The following is a 17,924-nucleotide window of genomic DNA, read 5'->3' as shown; positions in this document are numbered from 1 at the left end:
CCGCCCCCGCCCCGCCGGTCAGGATGTCGGTGCCGCGCCCGCCGATCAGCTCGTCGTCACCCGCGCCACCGTCCAGCGCGTTGCGCTGGCCGTTGCCGATGATGCGATTGGCGAATTCGTTGCCCGAGATCGCGACGTCCTGCACGACGTTGCCGTCCGCGTCGCGCACGCGCCTGAGCTCCAGCTGCTCGATCCCCTGCCCCTCGGGCAGGACGTAATCGGTATAGGCGCGGACCACGTCGTAGGAGCTGGAGAAGCGCGGATTCTCCTGCACCACGTCGCCTTCGCTGTCGACGATGAAGAGATCGTTCAGCGCACCGCCCTGCAGGATGTCGTCGCCGCCCTTTCCGTCGAGCGTCGCCTCGGTGCCGAAGATCGAGCGCAGCGTGTTGGACAGGTCGTTGCCGACGATGACACCGGCCGCCGAGAGGTTCTCGACATCGGCATATCCCTCGAGCGAGAAGGAGGTCGTCGTGATGATCGTGTCGATACCGCCGTCCGCGGCCTCGACGATCACGTCGCCCGTCTTCACGTCCCAGTAGGTGTCGTTGCCCGCTCCGCCGTTCAGCGTATTGGCCAGATTGCCCGTGCCGTAGATCATGTCGTCACCCGCCCCGGCCAGGACGGTGTTGCCGCCGGTATCGGACGTGCCGTCCGACGCGGCGGGATCGTTCGTGCGGATCACCTCGCCCCCGTCGGTGCCGACGATCTCGTCCGGGCCATTGGTGCCCCAGATGTCGAACGTGCCGCTGTCGTCGCGTGGGTCGATGAAGGCCACGGCATCGGTATCGACGAATACCGCAGAGACACCGACCTCGGCATTGCCGAGCGCGTTGCTCCCGGAAGAGGCGATTCCGATCCCGACGAAGTCGAAATCGGGGTTCGCCACCGCCGCCGCATAGGCGGGGACGTTCTGCAGAAGGTAGTTGTGCAGGTTCGGCCCGCCATTGGCGTAGTTGCCCGCCAGAGGCTGCTCGTCCAGATAGAGCGTGACCTCGACCGCTTCGCCGGTGACGTCGAGCCCCTCCGCCTCGACCCGGGTCTCGGCCGGACTCGCCGGGGCATCCGCGTCCTGTGCCGCCAGAACGCGGGCCGCGCCGGCGTCGGCCACGGCGTTCAGATGTCCTTCGAGGGCGAGGCCCGGCAGACCCGCCTCGACCCTCCCGAACCGGATGAACTGATAGGTGCTTCCCTCGCCGTCGGTCGCGAATGCCGTCGCCATGTCCGTCTCCTCCTCCGGGAAGGTCTACGCAGAAATCCTGCGGGATCCGTTCCGCTTCGGGCGGACCGTAACCTGTCGATTCTGCGATGCAATGTGGATCGGCCGAGCCCTGCCGGAAACCGCCGACCGCCCCCTCAAACCAGCCAGACATCCCCGATCATCGGCGTGTCGCCGCCTTCGTCGAAGGCGATCAGCGCCACCGGGGCGATCCCGCCCGCGCCGTCGATATCGACATAGCCGGTGCGCGTCCCGGCATCCCAGATCAGCAGGTCGTCCGCGTCCTGCGCCTCGGTCCCCAGCCGGACCAGTTCGGGCATGGTCTTGAGCGGCACGAAATCCGCGTCGCCGAGGTCCACCCCCAGCGCCCCGGCATCGAGCCAGATCCGGTCCGTCCCGCTCTCGAAATCGGTGATCCGGTCGGGTCCGTCCGCGCCGGGACGCTCGGTGAAGCGGAACACGTCCGCCCCCGCGCCGCCGGTCAGGATGTCGGTGCCGCCCGCGCCGATCAGCTCGTCGTCGCCCGCCCCGCCCTCCAGCGCATTGCGCTGGCCGTTGCCGATGATCCGGTTGCCGAACTCGTTGCCGGTGGCCGAGACGTCCTGCACCACCTCGCCGTCCGCGTCGCGCACCCGGCGCAGCTCCAGCTGCTCGATCGCCTGCCCCTCGCCCAGCGTGTAGTCGGTATAGGCGCGGACCACGTCGTAGGACACGATCACCTCGTCCTCGACCACCACGTCGCCCGCATCGCGCACGAGGAAGAGGTCATCGCCGAACTTGCCGACCATCGTGTCGTCGCCGCCCTTGCCGTCGAAGACCGAGCCCCCGAAAAGCGCCCGAAGCGTGTTGCCGAGCTCGTTGCCGACGATCATGCCCTCGGCGGTCAGGTTCTCGACATTGGCGTAGCCCTCGAGCGAGAATTCCCCCTCGTAGACGATGGTGTCGATGCCGCCGTCCACCTCCTCGACGATCACGTCGGGCCCCCCCTGAAGGTAGTCGGGATGATAGGTGTCGTCGCCCGCGCCTCCGATCAGGGTGTCGACATAGAAGTCGGCGGCGTAGATCGTGTCGTCGCCGCCGCCGCCGTAGATGGTGTCGCTGCGGCCCCCGCCCAGGAACCCGCTGACGTGGTCCGCCCGGATGATCTCGCCGGCGTCGGTGCCGAAGATCTCTTCGGACGCGCTCGAATCCCATATCGCGAACGTCTCGCCGCCGTTGTCGACGAGGGCGATCGCGTCGGTGTCGACGAAGACCACCGACACCGCGACCTGGCGGTCCTGGGAGGACCGGACCGTCGACGTGATGCCGATGCCCACGTAGTCGTAATCGGGATCGGCCAGCGCCTCGGCATAGCCCTCCGCCTCGTCGATCAGGACGGAGTTCAGGACCGGGCCGCCGGTGGGGAAGACCCCGGCGCCGGGATAGTCGAGGTAATACGTCACCTCGATCGCGCTGCCGGTCACGTCCAGCCCCGCGGCCTCGACCTCGGCCGCCACGTCCCGCGGCGCGGCGGCCGTCCCGTCGGCCAGCACCCGGGCCGCGCCGGCATCGGCGAGGGCGCTCAGATGCGCCTCCAGTTCGAACGAGCCCTCCGCATAGGCCGTCATGAAGCCATAGGTGCTGCGTTCGTCTTGCGTCGCGACCGCGGTGGCCATGGCGTCTCTCCTCCTCTGGGGAGGGTCAGCCTAGACGGTCCTGCCCCCGAGGCAATCTCAGATCAGCCAGAGGTCCGATCCATGCGGAATCTCGCTGTCCGGCCCGAACACGGCGAGCGTGCGCGCCGCCGCGCCCCCCGCCCCGTCGGGGTCGAGATACGCCGTGCGGGTCGCGGGGTCGTAGAGCAGCCGGTCGCCCGCGTCCCGCGCCTCGTCCCCCAGCCGCAGCATCGCACCGGGAATGCGCCCCGCCGCGCCGCCGACCAGCTCGGCCGCGATCTCGATCCGGTCCTGGCGGCGCTCGAAATCGAGCACGGTGTCGGGCCCCGCTCCGTCGGGCGCGGTGTCGAAGACGAAGGTGTCGATCCCCGACCCGCCGCCCAGCCGGTCCGCGCCCGCGCCCCCTGCCAGCCGGTCGTGGCCCGACCCGCCATAGAGCCGCGCGCCGCCCGTCAGGTTGTCGTGCCCGCCGCCCCCCAGCAGGATCGCGCCATCGCCGCCCGCGATCCGGTCGTCGCCACCGCGGCCGTCGTAGATCCCGCCGGGCTCCGGCTCGGCCAGCCGGTCGGCCCCGCCGGTGCCCACGAGGCGGAACCCCGCGCCCGCGTCGTGCAGCTTGGCGGTGCCCGAGGTCGCCCCGAAATTCTCGGTCACCGCGATCGCGGACATCGGCCGGCCCGAGACCGTCCAGCTGCCGGTGACGAGGCCGACGCCCAGATGGGTGACGTCCGGGTCGAGGATGTTGACGCGGTGGCCGGGACTGTCCATCAGGTTGCGGTGCAGCTGCACCACCTCGTCCGTCCAGCCCGGCCGCCCGTCCGCGGTGACGAGGGCCAGGTTCTCGGTCGTGCGCCAGGGCCCGTCCCGATCGTAGCCCGCGGCGGCGATCCGGTCCGTGTGCGAACTGCCCTCCGCGCCGGTATGGCTGAAGACCTCCGTCCGCAGCATCCAGGCGCTGTGATCCGCCGCCGCCGCCGCGAGCCGGATCTCCATGGCGACCGGGGCCAGCCCCGACGCCGCGCGGGCGCCGTTGACGAGGTCCAGCATCTGCAATTCCAGGGTACTGATGGAAGCGTTCATCGTCCTTCTCCGATTGGACGCGCCCCCCTGGCGATCGGCCGGGCTCCGGCGTCGCGACGGAGGCCGGCGCGAAGGTGGGCGGGGAGTCTCGTCGGGGGCCTACCGGTCAAAGACGACGGAAATGCGGCTGCGCGGTACTGGGATGAGGTTGCGAGCCGAAACGTTCTGCCGCAAAGACGCTGGCATCGCGCATGGAGGCGGAGGACCGCCTCGCGCGCCGGGATGGGTGGACGGATCGTGACTGGGACGGCGCAACCTTCGATACGGCAGAGAGGAGCGGACGAGGGCCGGCACCGGCCAGCCCTCCGCGCGCCCCGCGCACGCCCCGCCGCCCGGCGCGTCCCCCGGCCGGGTTCCGCCATCGCTGCGTGCATCCCGGATCCGCGCGTGCCCGGGGGCCGGCCTTGAGCCAGACGGGCCTTCTTTCCGATCTGCCGGACGGCCTCCGCCGGACGCTGCGCCGCGGCCTCGCCCGCCTGCCGGGGCGGCGGGCGGGCTATGTCGACCGTTTCGACGAGACCCGCGTGGCGGGCTGGGCGGCCGATCCCGCCCGCCCCGAGGGCGGGGCCCGGCTCAGCCTGCATGTGGACGGCGTGGCGGTGATGAACATCGTCGCCAACCTGCCGCGCGAAGATGTCTCCTCGCGCGGGCTGGCGCCGCTCCATTGCGGCTTCGACGCGGCCCTGCCGGCACGGCTGCGCGACGGGCGGTCCCACCGGGTCGAACTGCGTCTCGGCGAGTCCGGCCCGGTCCTGCGCGGCGGGCGGCTCTCGATCGCGGCACGACCCGGCGCCGCCGCGGCGCGGATCGAGACCGGCCTCGTCGAGGGGCTGGCCTGGTTCGACCGGCCGCGCGGCGCGGTGGTGGGCTGGGCGGCCGGCACCACCGCCCTCACCGGCCGCTGGGACGATGGTCCGGCCGAGACGGTGATGCTCGACCGCGAGGTGCCGGGGTTCGGCAAGGGCGTGCAGCAGGGCTTCGTGGTGCCGGTGCCGCCCGCGCTCTGCGACGGGCAGGTGCACCGGCTGCGGCTCGAGGCCGGCGGGACCGAGATCGACGGCAGCCCGGTCGAGGTGATCCGCAGCGGCAACAGGCCCGCCGTGTCGCTCGTCTCGGCCGTCGGCGGGCAGGTCGTGCTCGGCCTGTCGGACGCGACCGGGGCCGCGGTGTCGCGCCCGGTCGCGGCCTTCGCGGACGGACGCGCGGTGACGGTGCGGGCCAAGGCCGGCCCGGGCGAGACCGGGCGGATCACGCTCGACCTGCCGGCAGGCACGGCCGAACTGGTGCTGCGGGCCGGGTCCCAGGAGGGGCCGCAGGACGGAACGCAGGAAGCGGACGGGGCCATCCTCGCCCGCTATCTGGTGCAGGCCGATCACCGCGCGGCGCCCGCAGGGCTGGACCTGACCGAATTGTCGCCGCGCCTGTCCGACCCCCGGCTCGACCTGGCCGACCTGCCCGAGGATCTCGCCCGCGCGGCACGGCAGGCCTTCGAGGCCGCCGGGCGGGCGCTGGAGGGCGGCGCCGAAGTGGCGGGGATCGACCCGGACTGGCTGGCGCGCGAAACCGGCCTGACCGGGTCGGAGGCCGTAGCGCACTGGCATGCGGAAGGGGCTGCGCGGGGGCTCTCGCCCGGCCCCGGCTTCGAAGAGGCGGCGGCCCGGCGGCGCCATCCGGGCCTCGCACGCGCGGTGGAGGAGGGGCGGATCCCCTGCGCCTTCGCGGTCGAGCTCGCCTTGGGCCCCGGTGCGCTCGCCAGCACGGAGCCGGAGGATGGTCCCGGGATCGGCCCCGCTCCCGGCCCGTGGGACGAAGGCGCCGAAGCCCGGCCCGGCCCGGCCTCCCTTCCCCCGCCCAGCCGGGACCTTGCCCCGCAGGACAGCATCTGGGCAGCGAGCCTCGCCCGGCTGACGGCCACCCGTGCCGAGCGCGGCGAGATCGACGAGGACGAGCGCCTGATGCGCGCCGAGATCGCCGCCACGCCGCTGCGGGAGCGGCCGCTCGTCTCGATCGTGATGCCGACCTGGAACCGCGCCTTCACCATCGGCGAGGCGATCCAGAGCGTGATCGAGCAGAGCTACGGCAACTGGGAGCTGCTGATCTGCGACGACGCCTCCGAGGACCGGACCGCCGACGTGGTGCGCGGCTTCGACGATCCGCGCATCCGCTACATGACCTTTCTCAAGTCGAACGGTGCCGGGGCGCGCAATCACGGGCTGCGCTTCGCCCGGGGGGAGTACATCGCCTATCTCGACAGCGACAACATCTGGCACCCGCTGTTCCTCGACCGGATGCTGCGCGCGCTGGAGGAGAGACCCGCCTGTCCCATCGCCTACGCCGCCTATCTGGACACCCAGACCGTGGGCGCGGCGATCCGACTCGAGGCACTGGCACGCCCGACCTTTCGGCCGATCGCGCTGTCGAGCAAGAATTTCATGGATCTCAACGGGATCGTCCACCACCGCAGGGTCTCGAACTGGCTGGGCGGGTTCGATCCCGCCCTCGCCCGGCTGCAGGACTGGGATCTCGTCCTGCGCCACACCTCGATCTTCGGCGCCACCTATGTGGACCGGATCGGCGTCTTCTACCGCCGCAACATCGCCTGGGGGCAGGTCACGCACACCCAGCTCGGCTCCGGTGCGCAGGACAGCGTGGGCGAGAAGACGCGCGACCGGCTGGCCGGCAACCACGCCCGGCTCGCGCTCGACTGGCCGGTGCGCCCGCGGCTGACGCTCCTGCGGACCGGGGCCCCGGGCGCGGGCGCAGCCGCCCTCGACGCCGCCCTCGCCGACGGGCTGGCCGGCCTCGCCGCGCCGACCGCCGATCTGCTGCGCCTCGCGCTCGATTCCGCCGGGGCGGAGGACGAAGGCGGAAGCGCCCCGGGGCCCGAGACCCGGCTGCCGCCCGAGCTCGCATCGGATCCCGCGCGCCTGATGCATCTGCTCGACGGCGCCCTGGCCGAGGGTCCGGTGATCGCCGTCGGACCCCTGCCACAGGGTCTGGAACAGAGCCTGCGACAGGGCCCAGCGTCTCCCGGCCACCGCCTGCTGCACCTGCGGAACCTGGGCGAGCAGACCGCCCTCGTATCGGTCGGGGAGGCACGGATCGACTTCCCGCTCGGGGCGGTGCCGATCGACCTGCCGTCTGCCGCGGCCTCGGGCCCGACCGGCAGCGCCTCCGGCAGTGGGGACATCCTGGTGCTGCGGACGGAAGCGGCGCCCGCGAACTGGGCGGCGCTGGCCGAAGGCCCGGCGCTGCAGGACCTCGCCCGCGTCCTCGGCACCGGACTCCTGCTGCCGCCCTCCGGCCGCGCGCCGTGGCTGAGGCTCGACGGGCGGCGGGCCGACGATCTCGGCCCCGCCCTGCCCGCCGCCCTTGCCGGGATCCGGGCTACCATGGTGCTCGGACCGCTGGGCGGGCTCGATCCGGCGGGCATGGCGCTGCTGCAGGCGCTGCAGGCGCGAGGCGTGCCGGCACTCGTCGCCGCCGATACCTGGACCGAGACCCCGGACGGCCTCGCCCGGCAGTGGATTGAGGCCCGAGCCACCTTCGCGCTGCGCCATGCCGAGCCGGCCTGGATCGACGAGAAGGTGGGCACCCTGCTGCAGGACCACGGCGCGATGGCCCGGCTGGACGAGCGCAGCCGCATCGTCCACGCCATCGCCTTCCACCCCGCCCTCGCACGCGAGCGGCTGGCCCATGCGATCTGGCGGCTGACGATGGATCCCCCCCGCCCCGGATCGCTCCGGAGGACCGGATGACCAGGATCGCCCCCTCCGCGTCCCGCCCCGATCCCAGCGGGCCCGATTTGCTCGTCCCCGTGCTGCACCGGGGCGTGCTGGTCCTCGGCCCCGGCCTGCGGGCCGAGGACGTGACTGTCACTGCTGCCGAAAACGGTAATCCAGACTCTGCGGGCCCTGATGCAGACCCTGTCACAGGCTCAGGCAGGGACACCTCTCCCGGCGCCGCCCCGGGCCCGGGCTTCCGCGTGATCCCGGTCGGCCGGACGGGGCGGGCCCTCGTCGATCCGGTGCCGCGCGGGGACGTGCGCCTCACCCGGCCCGGCCACGCCCCGGTCGACATCCAGGTCAGCGGCTGGTCCGGAAGGGTCGAGACCGTCGAGGGCGCCCTCGTCACCGGCTGGGCCCGGAACGATCGCCATCCCGGCCGACCGGCCACCGTGCTCGCCCTCGGCGCGGAGGGCGTCGTCGCCCATGCCTCCGCCGGCGCCGACGGCCGCTTCGCCCTGCGCCTCCCGGGCGCGCTGGTCCGGAGCGCTGCCGCCCATGTGATCACGCTCGCGATCGCGGGCTCAGACCACCTGATCGAGGACGGGCGCATCGCGGTAGGCGGCGTGCCCGGGGCCGCCCGTCCTCGCCCGGCGGGGCGACCAACCGTGCGACTGACGGCCCGGCCCGCCGCATCCCGCGCGATCCGGATCAAGATCTCGACTCCCAACCTCAAGGAAGCCCCGATGTGGGGCGATTACCATTTCGCCCGCTCGCTCGCCGCCGCCTTCGAACGGCTGGACCTGCAAGCGGGCGTCGATTGCCGCGATGCCTGGTACGGCCGGACGGTGGACGAGGACGTGGTGCTGGCGATCCGGGGGCGCGAGCGGCTGACGCTCGACCGCGGCCGGATCAACGTGATGTGGCTGATCTCCCATCCCGACCGGATCGAGGACGACGAGTTCGCCGAGTACGACCACGTCGCCGTCGCCTCGGACGTCTACGGACGGGCGCTGGCCGCGCGCGGCCTGACCGAGACCAGCGTGCTGCACCAGGCCACCGACGCGCATCTCTTCGGCGCAGCCGGGGCAGCAGCGCAGGACGGCGAGCGCCGCGCCGCCTGCCTCTTCGTCGGCAATTCTCGACGCGAATACCGCACCATGGTCAAGTGGTGCCGCCAGCGGGGGATCCCGCTCGACCTCTACGGCGGCGGGTGGGAGGGCATCCTGCCGGCGGAGGCGGTGGCCGCACCCTCGGTCTCGAATGCCGAACTGCCCGCTCTCTATGCCCGGCACCTCCTCCTGCTGAATGATCACTGGGACAGCATGCGCGACAACGGCTTTCTGTCGAACCGGCTGTTCGACGGCTCGGCCACCGGCACGCCGATCCTGACCGACCCGGTCGCCGGGCTGGCCGAGGTGTTCGGCGACACGATCGCCACGGCGGACACCGCCGAGAGCTTCGCCGCCCGCGCCCGCGACGCGCTCGCCGATCCCGGCCCCTGGCTCGGGCGGGCCGCCCGAGCTCGCGAGATCGTCCTCGGGGCGCATACCTTCGATCATCGCGCAGCGAGCCTCGCGGCGCTGTTCGAGCGGCTGGCCCTGCGCAAGGGCATCGCCTGAGAGGAGCCCCCCCGGAACCTGCCCCCCGGTGGACGAGGCGACGCGAACGATCCGGCGGGCACGCTGGCCCGGCCGCCCCGCTCCAGGACCTAACGGGGGGCTCGCCTTTCTCAGAACAGCAGCACGTCCTGGGCCAGCACCGCGCCGCTGCCCTCGAGCACGGCGACGAGTTCGCCGTTGAACTCGCCTGAACCTGCTTCGTAGGCCGCCTTGCCGCTGTCCAGCGCGCTGCGCACCGTCTCGCGCCCCGCGGGGGACGCATCGACTCCGGGCAGAGCTTGCGCCAGGGGGCAGGTCAAACGGCACGTTGTACGATGAACAGGATAGCGACTGGATCGGTCTGGATCTGAGTGCCGGCCAGACCTATCGCTTCACCCTGACGTCGCAGTCGGGCGACGACATGCTCTCGCTGTTCGATTTCGCCGTCTGGAACGAAGGCGCCCCGTGGGACGGCTACGATCCGGCTTCTGTACGAATATCCGGAGACAGGCAATTCGCTGAGCTTCGATTTCGTGCCACAGACCGACGGGCCCTACTTCGCACAGGTTTGGTCGCTGATCGGAGCAGAGGTCGACGGCGATTACGCGGACCGGTTCCGGTAGTCCGTCTCCTACGAGGCGGTGGAGTCCGATAACCCCGATATCGTCGCGGACGATGATCCAACCGGTCCGGATTCCGGCGGGGATGGCGGTTCCGGCGCGGAGCCGGGCGGGCCGCTGGACCTTGCCTTGGCCGGCGATTCCGATCCGGACCTGCTCAGGGGTCAGGACGGCAACGACCGGCTCGAGGGGCTGGGCGGCAACGATACGCTCGCCGGCCAAGGGGGAACGGACACGCTGATAGGTGGTGAAGGTCGGGACGCATTCACCTTCTTTTCCGGTCCCGGCCAAGGCGTCGACACGGTGATGGACTTCGAGGCGGACGATCGGCTCGCGCTCGACGACCGCTTCTTTCCGGCCTTCGCAACCGACGGCATTGATCCCCGCGCGGTGGCCGGCCTGACCTTCGAGGATGTCTGGCTGTTCTGAGCCCGGTCCCGGGCGGATGAGCCTGCCGTCTCGACGCGGGCGATCGCTCAGAACAGCAGCACATCCTCGGCCAGCACCGCCCCCCCGCCCTCCAGCACGGCAACGAGTTCGCCGTCCAGGCGCAGCTCGCCCGAGCCCGCGTCATAGGCCGCCTTGCCGCTGTCCAGCGCGCTGCGCACGATGTCCCGGCCCGCGGGCCGCGGGTCGATGCCGCCATCGCCGATCGCCGGGAAGAAGCCGTCGTCGATCGCCAAGAGGTCGCCCTCGCGCCGGTCGAAATCGGTCGCCACGGTCGGCCCCTCGTCCGGGCGGATGACGAAGATGTCGGCCCCCGCCCCGCCCTCCATCCGGTCGCTGCCCTGCCCGCCGATCAGCGTGTCGCTGCCGCCGCCGCCGATCAGCGCGTCGTCGCCGGCGCCGCCCTCCAGCCGGTTCGGCAGGTCGTTGCCGTCGATCCGGTTGGCCAGGTCATTGCCGAGGCCCAGGCGCGCCCCGCCAGTCAGGGTCAGCCGCTCGACATGGGTGCCCTCCAGCGACCAGTTCAGAGCGGCCACGATCTGGTCGCCGCCGCCCCAGGAGGCGATCTCGGTCACGACATCCCCGCCCTGGTCGACGAAGAAGACATCCGCCCCCTCGCCGCCGATCATGGCGTCGGCCCCCGGCCCGCCGTCGATCCGGTCGGCGCCGGCGCCGCCCTCGATCGAATCGTTGCCGCCCCCGCCCGTCAGCACGTCGTCGCCGCCGAAGCCGAAGATCAGGTCGGACCCGGTCGTGCCGGTCAGCGGCTGGCCCTGCCCGTCGCCCAGGAACAGCGGCCGCTGCGAGCCGCCGAAGGCGCCGAGGCCGAAGGTGCCGTCCGACAAGGCCAGGAACTCCACGTTCACCAGCCGGTCGATGCCGCCGCCCGGCGCGGCGACCAGGACCGAGCCGTCGCCGGGGAAATAGACGTCGATCTGGTCCGAGCGCGCGTTGAACGCCGCCCGGTCGCCCGCGCCGCCGCCGAAGGTCCCGCCCTGCGGGCCGCCGTCGATCAGGTCCGATCCCGGCCCGCCCGACAGCAGGTCGTCGCCGTCGAGACCGATCAGCGTGTCGTCGCCGAAGCCGCCCCGCAGGGTGTCGGCCTCGCCGCCGGGCTCGACCTTGCCGATCAGCACGTCGCCGAAATCCGATCCGATCACCACCTCGATCCCGACCGCCTGCAGCCCCAGCGCCCAGCCCGCCGAATGGTTGCCGTCCTGGATGTTGAGGTCGACCACCACCGGCCCGGTCGCATTCTGGTAGGACAGCGTGTCGACGTCGTTCGGCGCGAACTGGAAGAAGCCTTCGGTGATCACGTCGCCGACACCGAACTGCTGCGCCTCGGGACCCGGGGGGCCCGGCAGGTAGAAATCCGATCCCGACCCACCGTCCATCGCGTCGGTGCCGGGGCCGCCGTCCAGCAGGTCGTTGCCGCCCTGCCCCGCCAGCACGTCGTTCGAGGCGCCGCCGAAGAGCTGGTCGTCCCGGTCCAGCCCGGCGAGGAAGTTCACCCCGTCGGAGCCTTCCAGCGAGCCGCCCCTCATCACCAGCACGTCGCGCTCGAACAGCTGCTTCAGCGGGACCAGCGAGTTGGTGTTGTAGGCCTGCACGATGGCCTCGGTGAACACCGTCGCCGCGGTGGGCGGGATCGCGATCTCGGCGTCAAGGACCAGGAAGCGCGGGTTGAACAGCGGGCTGAGATCGCCGCCCACCCCGTTGTCGATTGCCTCGGCGAGGCGGTGGTTGAACTCGGACACGATGCCGGTGACGGTGCCCCCCGTCAGCATCGGCAGGGTGCCACCATTGGCCAGCGTCGCGGTGCCGAAGGTCAGGTTCTGGCCGACGAAGGTGACGCGGCCGAGAAAGTTGAACTCGTCGGTGAACAGCACTGCGTTGCCGCCGCCGCGCGCGGTGATCGGCTGCGGCTGCGCCGCCACCGGTCCGGTGCCCGGCGCGATCGAATTGGTCTGGAAATAGCCCTCGACCCCGCGGGCGAAGTTGGCAAGGCCGCCGAGCGGACCTGGCCCCAGCCCGATCAGGTGCTGCGAATTGCTGTAGAACGTCCCCACCCACGCCATGTCGCGCCTCCGTTCCCGTCGAGTTATCGCTGCGTCAGCCTAAGCCGCTCCGGTGCCTGGGGCGACCCCTTTCCCGCCCCCGGGCCTCGGGCCGGACGGACCCGTCCGCGCGCAGGCGACGTTAGGGTCGAAGCACCCGGGACCGCCCCGGGACAACAGGAGGTCCCCATGCGTTCGACCCTGCTCGCTCTCGCTCTTTCGGTCGCACTGCCGACCCTCGCCCCCGCCCAAGGAGCCTGCCGCAATCTCGATTCTTGCATCACCGACGCGACCGACGCGCTGCGGGCGGTGCTGGACGTGCTGCCCGGCCAGGCATCGCGGCTGGACCGCCTGGAGGCACGGGTGCGGCAGCTGGAAAGCGATCTCGACCGCGAGCGCGCCGCGATCCGCTACACCTTCACCGATGGCAGCCCCTGTCCGACGGGCTGGGTGTCGCTCGGCACGGTCGGCTGGCTGTGGGAGATCGACCGCCGCGGCACGAACCTCTCGAGGGGTGGCGACTTCAACGACCGATGGGAGTGGTCTCATCCCCGGATCTGCGAACGCTCAGGGCGCTGAGCGCCCGCACGAATTCCCGCGCCCCGGAGGCGCGGGTCCTCGTCCAGGTGATCTGCGGTCCGGCCCCGCGGCGGCGCCATGGGGCCGGATCGTCGGGATTGTCAGAGTTCGAAGTTGTCGACCCGCGCCAGCTGCGCGACCGTCACGCTCTGCACCAGGATCTCGGTGTCGAAATAGCCGACGAGGACGTCGTCGCCCTGCCTGTCGAACGACACCTGGGCCGCTGAGGAGACGCCGTCCAGACGGATCAGATCCTCGCCGAGCGTGAAGTCCGTGATCGTGTCGGAGCCGCCGTCCCGGTCGAAGACGAAGACGTCCGCCCCGTCGCCGCCGGTTAGGGCGTTGTCGGCCCCGTCGCCCGCCAGCCGGTCGGCGCCGCGGCCTGCGATCAGGTTCTCGATCCCCGAGAGCGCGTAGAAGCCCCGCTCCTCGAGGAAGTTGCCCTGGCCGAGCGTCACGTCGAGGTCGCCGCCCACGAAGGCCATGTCGATCGTGTCGATGCCGCCGCCGCCCTCGATCCGCATCCCCTGGTCCGCGGCGAGAAAGCCCACGCGGATCAGGTCGTCGCCCTGGCCGGCATCGGCCAGCGCGATCCCCTGGTAGCCCAGAAGCAGCGTATCGGCACCGTCGCCGGTCCCGACATATCGCGCGCCGCCGCCGATCGACACCGCATCGGTGCCGTCGAAGGTCACGACCGCATCGACGAAGCCGCGGGCGAGGATCGTGTTGTTCCCCGCGTCGAGCTTCACCATCCCGGCCCCGCCGGAGCCTACCGTAACCCTGTCGTCGCCCTCGAAGGTGTAGATGCCCTGCACGAAGCGTCCCGCGGTGACGACCTCGTTGGCCCCGCCGCCGAGCTGCAGCACCTCGGCCCGGCCCTGGCCGGACATCCGGACGACATCGTCGCCGCCAAAGGCCAGGACCCCGTCGATCTGGCCGCCCTCGATCTGCAGCCGGTTGTCGCCCGAGCCGAGGCCGAGCGCGCCGATGCTCGCGCCCTGGCCGACGATCGCGACGTCGTCGCCCGAGCCGAGCTGCGCCTGCTCGATCGAAGCGCCCGCATCGAGCGTCAGCGTGTCGCGTCCGTTCGACACGCCGAGGCTGCGCAGGGCCGCATCGCCCCCCAGGGTGATGGAATTGACGCTGTCGTCGTTCGAATAGCCGGTGATCGACCCGCCGTAGCCGCGGGCGAACGTCACCTCGTTGCTGCCCGACCCGAAGGTCAGCTGGCCGAACCCGTCCTCCAGCACGAAGGTGTTGTTCCCGTCATTGGCCTGCACGCTCTCGAAGAAGGCGCCCTCGCGCAGGATCAGGGTGTTGTCGCCGCTCTCGAACTTGACGTTCTGCAGGTTGCCGCCCGCGATCTCGACGATGTTGTTGCCCCCGCCCATCGCGGCGTGGCGCCCGCCTTCCGAGACCCGGAGCGCGTCGTCGCCTTCGCCCAATTGGACAAAATTGACGAACTGGCCGAGCGCGATGTCGTGATCGCCCTCGAAGCCGCGCACGATATTGAGTTCCGTCTCCGGCAGCGTGACCTCGGAGCCGCCGTCGGGCAGGCGCAGCAGGTTGATGAACCGGTCGCCCGTGCCCTCCTCGCGTATCACCATGGTGGAGGCCGGGTCGCCGTTGAACTTGGCCAGGTCGATGTCGATGTCGTTGCGGATCACCAGCTCGGCGAAGCCCGTGTCCCCGTCGTCCAGCCGGGCCCGGAGCCGGCCGATGAAGCCGTCGTCCCAGGAGAAGGTGCGGTCGAAGATGGTAAAGTCGTCGACGCCGTTCAGGATGACGGTCTGGTTGTAATCGGTCATGGCAATTCTCCGTAGAAACGAGGCTGACGTGAGGGAACCCTAACCCGATTCCCGTCGGGATCGAAACCGGCGCGATCTCTCTTACTCGGCCCCGCCCCGCGCGCGCCCCGGATCGATCCTGCCGTGTCGACCCGCCGTGACCCCGTCCGCCCCGGATCTTCCCCCCGCCGGCGTGCCCCGTCAGACGAACTCCAGCGTGTCCAGAACCGCCGTCGCTCGGGATGTCCGGCAGGATGGCCCGGTGGGGCGACGCGGGGTCAACATGCCCCGGGGAGGCTCCGTCAGCCGCCCTTCACCAGCCGGTCCAGGGCGGCGAGCGTGCCCAGCATCGCCGCCAGACGATCGACCGGGATCATGTTCGGTCCGTCGGACGGGGCGCGGCCCGGATCCTCGTGAGTCTCGACGAAGAGCCCGTTGACGCCGGCCGCCACCGCCGCCCGCGCGAGTGGGGCCACGAATTCGCGCTGCCCGCCGGACGTCGCGCCCTGCCCCCCCGGCTGCTGCACCGAATGGGTCGCGTCGAAGACGACCGGCCAGCCCGTCCGTGCCATCTGCGGCAGCCCGCGGAAGTCGCTGACCAGCGTGTTGTAGCCGAAGCTCGTCCCCCGGTCGCAGAGCAGGATCCGGCCGTTACCGGTGCTCGCGATCTTGTCGGCGACATGGACCATGTCCCACGGCGCGAGGAACTGACCCTTCTTGACGTTGATCGCCGCCCCCGTCGCGCCGGCGGCCAGCAGAAGATCGGTCTGGCGGCAGAGGAAGGCGGGGATCTGCAGGATGTCGCAGGCCTGCGCCGCCGGCGCGCAGTGATCCGGCAGGTGCACGTCGGTCAGCGTCGGCACCCCGAACTCGGTGCCCACCTTCGACAGGATCGACAGCCCCTCCTCCAGCCCCAGCCCGCGCTCCGTCTTCAGCGAGGACCGGTTGGCCTTGTCGTAGGAGGCCTTGAAGACGAAGGGCGTCGCGGTCGGCGCGCAGGCCTCGGCGATGCGCTCGGCCATCATGCGCGCGTGGTCGAGACCTTCCAGCTGGCAGGGCCCGGCGATCAGCGCGACCGGGGACCGGCCGCCGAAGGTGACGGAGCCAACCTCGATCTTTCGTGTGGAGAATTGCGGTATGTCGAAAATATCGAGGGTCAAACGTCCTTTTCCTTGATCATCGCGTTGCGGCGCAGCGCGTCCTCGATCCGCGGCACGTCCTCGGGATTGTTCAACTCCCAGAACGTCCGTCCGCGCGCCTCGACCGTCGCGCAGGCGACGCCGAGCCCTTCATGGAGGAAGCGCAACTGCTCGAGCCCCTCGCGGTCCTCGATATCGCAGGGCGGCGCGGCCATGTAGGCGGCGAGACCGTGGGGGCGGTAGGCGTAGAGCCCCACATGGTGGAACGCGGCACCGGGCGCGGCGCCATAGGGCAGCACCTCCTTCGAGAAGTAGAGCGCCCGACCCCCTCTGCCGATCACCGCCGTGGTCCCCCCCACCCGCCCCGCCGCGCGGTCGGCGCGGAAGGCCGCGAGCGTGGCCTCCTCCATCGCCAGGACCGGAGTCGCCATGGCGGCGCCTGGATCGGCGCGCAGAGCGGCGACCGTGTCGGTCACGAACCAGGGCGGGGTCAGCGGCGCGTCGCCCTGCAGGTTCACCACGATGTCGGGCCGCGCGTCCAGCACCTCCAGCGCCGCGGCGCAGCGCTCGGTCCCGTTGCGGCAGGCGGCGGGCGTCATCACGACCTCGGCGCCGAAGCCCCGCGCGGCCCCGGCGATGCGGTCGTCGTCGGTGGCGACCATCACGCGGGTCAGGCCGGGCACGGCCATCGCCGTCTCCCAGGTCATCTCGATCAGGCTCTTCGTGCCGCCGCCCGGCTGTTCGAGCGGCACCAGCGGCTTGCCGGGATAGCGGGAGGAGGCGTAGCGCGCCGGGATCAGGCAGAGCGTCTCCATCACGCCACGCCCGCGCGCAGCAGGTCGTGCAGATGCAGCACGCCGACCGGGCGGCCGTCCTCGACCACCACGACCGCGCCGACCTTGCGCGCGTTCATCAGCGCCAGCGCCTCGGGGGCGAGGCAGGAGGGCGCGACGGTGACGGGATCGCGGCTCGCGATGTCGGCGGGGCGGCGCTCCATCAGGCCGGCCATGTTACGCCGGAGATCGCCGTCGGTGACGACCCCGGTGAGCCGCCCGTCCACGTCGGTCAGCGCAGCAAGGCCGAAGCCGCGCGCCGTCATCGTGAGCAACACGTCGTCCATGTTCGCCCCCGGCCCGACGACGGGCGTGGCGTCCCCGCCATGCATCAGCTCGCCCGCGGTGCGCAGCTGCGCGCCCAGCTTGCCGCCCGGATGATAGGTGCGGAAATCCTCGGCCCGGAAGCCTCGGGCATCGAGCAGCGCCATCGCCAGAGCGTCGCCCAGAGCCAGCGTCATCGTGGTCGAGGTGGTGGGGGCCATGCCGATCGGGCAGGCCTCGGGCAGGTCGGGCAGCACGAGCCGGTGATCGGCGGCGCGCATCAGCGTACTGTCCGGCACCTGGGAGATCGCGATCAGCGGGATATCGAACCGCGTGACATAGTAGAGGATCGGCGCCAGCTCCGCCGTCTCGCCCGAGCGCGAGATCAGCAGCGCCACGTCGCCGGGCACGATCATCCCCATGTCGCCATGCGCCGCCTCGGCGGCGTGCAGGAAATCGGCGGGCGTGCCGGTGGAGGCGAGGGTGGCAGCGATCTTGCGCCCCACATGTCCCGACTTGCCGAGGCCCGCGACGATGACCCGGCCAGGCGCGGCGAGGATCGCCTCGACCGCGGGCCCGAAGGCCGCGGGCAGATCATCGGCCAGCACGGTCAGCGCCGCCGCCTCCTGTCCCAACACGTCGCGGGCAACGGCGCGGATCATCGCAACGTCGGCGGCAGGCGGGGCGGAGGAACGGTGGAACTGGGTCATGAACCGCTTATGCCGAACCTCATCTGCGAGAGCCAGACGCGGTCATCGGGCGGGAGGGGGCGGATCCGACCGCGCCGCACACCCCCGCCCTTGCGGCAGGGCCGCCCACCGGCTCGGAGAGTCACTTGCGCTTGCTGGCCCATAACAGGCATGTCGTCGGTGGGCAGGTTCTTGCCCCCGGGATCGATGGTGGGGCCTGCGACGCGCC

Annotated in this window: 13 protein-coding genes; 4 read left to right on the top strand and 9 right to left on the bottom strand. The window is 71.6% G+C overall.

The genetic code is table 11. The annotated features are described in order from the left end of the window. The 3 genes from A37W_RS21355 to A37W_RS22790 form a co-directional block, all read right to left on the bottom strand. Window positions 1–1,222, bottom strand: a 1,222-nt coding sequence (locus A37W_RS21355; protein WP_040753720.1) for a calcium-binding protein, incomplete at its 3' end; no start/stop codon positions are given. A 134-nt stretch (window positions 1,223–1,356) separates the two neighbouring features. After that, window positions 1,357–2,874 carry a M10 family metallopeptidase C-terminal domain-containing protein gene (locus tag A37W_RS0108650; protein ID WP_018302635.1) on the bottom strand — a complete coding sequence of 506 codons (1,518 nt, stop codon included), beginning with the start codon at window positions 2,872–2,874 and terminating at the stop codon, window positions 1,357–1,359. 57 nt (window positions 2,875–2,931) lie between these two features. After that, complete coding sequence (locus A37W_RS22790) at window positions 2,932–3,954, bottom strand: CAP domain-containing protein (protein WP_081617058.1); 1,023 nt, start codon at window positions 3,952–3,954, stop codon at window positions 2,932–2,934. A gap of 404 nt (window positions 3,955–4,358) precedes the next feature. Here A37W_RS22790 and A37W_RS22785 point away from each other — a divergent pair, with 404 nt between their 5' ends. Together A37W_RS22785 and A37W_RS0108635 are read left to right on the top strand one after the other, a co-directional pair. After that, window positions 4,359–7,712 carry a glycosyltransferase family 2 protein gene (locus tag A37W_RS22785; protein ID WP_018302633.1) on the top strand — a complete coding sequence of 1,118 codons (3,354 nt, stop codon included), beginning with the start codon at window positions 4,359–4,361 and terminating at the stop codon, window positions 7,710–7,712. A 227-nt stretch (window positions 7,713–7,939) separates the two neighbouring features. Further along, a complete protein-coding gene (locus A37W_RS0108635) occupies window positions 7,940–9,301 on the top strand; it encodes a glycosyltransferase family protein (RefSeq protein ID WP_018302632.1) in 1,362 nt (453 codons plus the stop codon). A 110-nt stretch (window positions 9,302–9,411) separates the two neighbouring features. On the opposite strand, the gene A37W_RS24540 is transcribed toward A37W_RS0108635, so the two are convergent. Beyond that, window positions 9,412–9,537: a hypothetical protein gene (locus A37W_RS24540; RefSeq protein ID WP_018302631.1), complete on the bottom strand. Its 126-nt coding sequence runs from the start codon at window positions 9,535–9,537 to the stop codon at window positions 9,412–9,414. Window positions 9,538–9,921: 384 nt separating this feature from the next. Here A37W_RS24540 and A37W_RS22780 point away from each other — a divergent pair, with 384 nt between their 5' ends. Beyond that, window positions 9,922–10,329, top strand: a complete 408-nt coding sequence (locus A37W_RS22780) for a calcium-binding protein (RefSeq protein ID WP_018302630.1) — start codon at window positions 9,922–9,924, stop codon at window positions 10,327–10,329. Window positions 10,330–10,376: 47 nt separating this feature from the next. Here A37W_RS22780 and A37W_RS0108620 read toward each other — a convergent pair whose 3' ends face one another. Then, window positions 10,377–12,425, bottom strand: coding sequence for a calcium-binding protein (locus tag A37W_RS0108620; RefSeq protein ID WP_018302629.1), 2,049 nt, complete (start codon window positions 12,423–12,425; stop codon window positions 10,377–10,379). Window positions 12,426–12,593: 168 nt separating this feature from the next. Here A37W_RS0108620 and A37W_RS0108615 point away from each other — a divergent pair, with 168 nt between their 5' ends. Further along, entirely contained in the window at window positions 12,594–12,983 is a 390-nt protein-coding gene (locus tag A37W_RS0108615) for a hypothetical protein (RefSeq protein WP_018302628.1), read from the top strand. A gap of 101 nt (window positions 12,984–13,084) precedes the next feature. On the opposite strand, the gene A37W_RS21335 is transcribed toward A37W_RS0108615, so the two are convergent. The 4 genes from A37W_RS21335 to A37W_RS0108595 all read right to left on the bottom strand — a co-directional run bounded on the left by A37W_RS21335 (window position 13,085) and on the right by A37W_RS0108595 (window position 17,668). Then, window positions 13,085–14,791, bottom strand: a complete 1,707-nt coding sequence (locus A37W_RS21335; protein WP_018302627.1) for a calcium-binding protein — start codon at window positions 14,789–14,791, stop codon at window positions 13,085–13,087. 281 nt (window positions 14,792–15,072) lie between these two features. After that, window positions 15,073–15,885, bottom strand: coding sequence for a 3-deoxy-8-phosphooctulonate synthase (gene kdsA / locus A37W_RS0108605; protein WP_047772116.1), 813 nt, complete (start codon window positions 15,883–15,885; stop codon window positions 15,073–15,075). A 41-nt stretch (window positions 15,886–15,926) separates the two neighbouring features. Beyond that, window positions 15,927–16,724 carry a 3-deoxy-manno-octulosonate cytidylyltransferase gene (locus tag A37W_RS0108600; RefSeq protein WP_018302625.1) on the bottom strand — a complete coding sequence of 266 codons (798 nt, stop codon included), beginning with the start codon at window positions 16,722–16,724 and terminating at the stop codon, window positions 15,927–15,929. Beyond that, window positions 16,724–17,668, bottom strand: a complete 945-nt coding sequence (locus tag A37W_RS0108595) for a KpsF/GutQ family sugar-phosphate isomerase (RefSeq protein ID WP_018302624.1) — start codon at window positions 17,666–17,668, stop codon at window positions 16,724–16,726. Before A37W_RS0108595 ends, A37W_RS0108600 begins: the two co-directional genes overlap by 1 nt. Between the last annotated feature and the right edge of the window lie 256 nt (window positions 17,669–17,924).

It is taken from the genome of Wenxinia marina DSM 24838, from assembly GCF_000379485.1.
Classification (GTDB): domain Bacteria; phylum Pseudomonadota; class Alphaproteobacteria; order Rhodobacterales; family Rhodobacteraceae; genus Wenxinia; species Wenxinia marina.
Note: the sequence above shows the minus strand (reverse complement) of the source record. Positions and strands in the feature narration are given on the sequence as shown.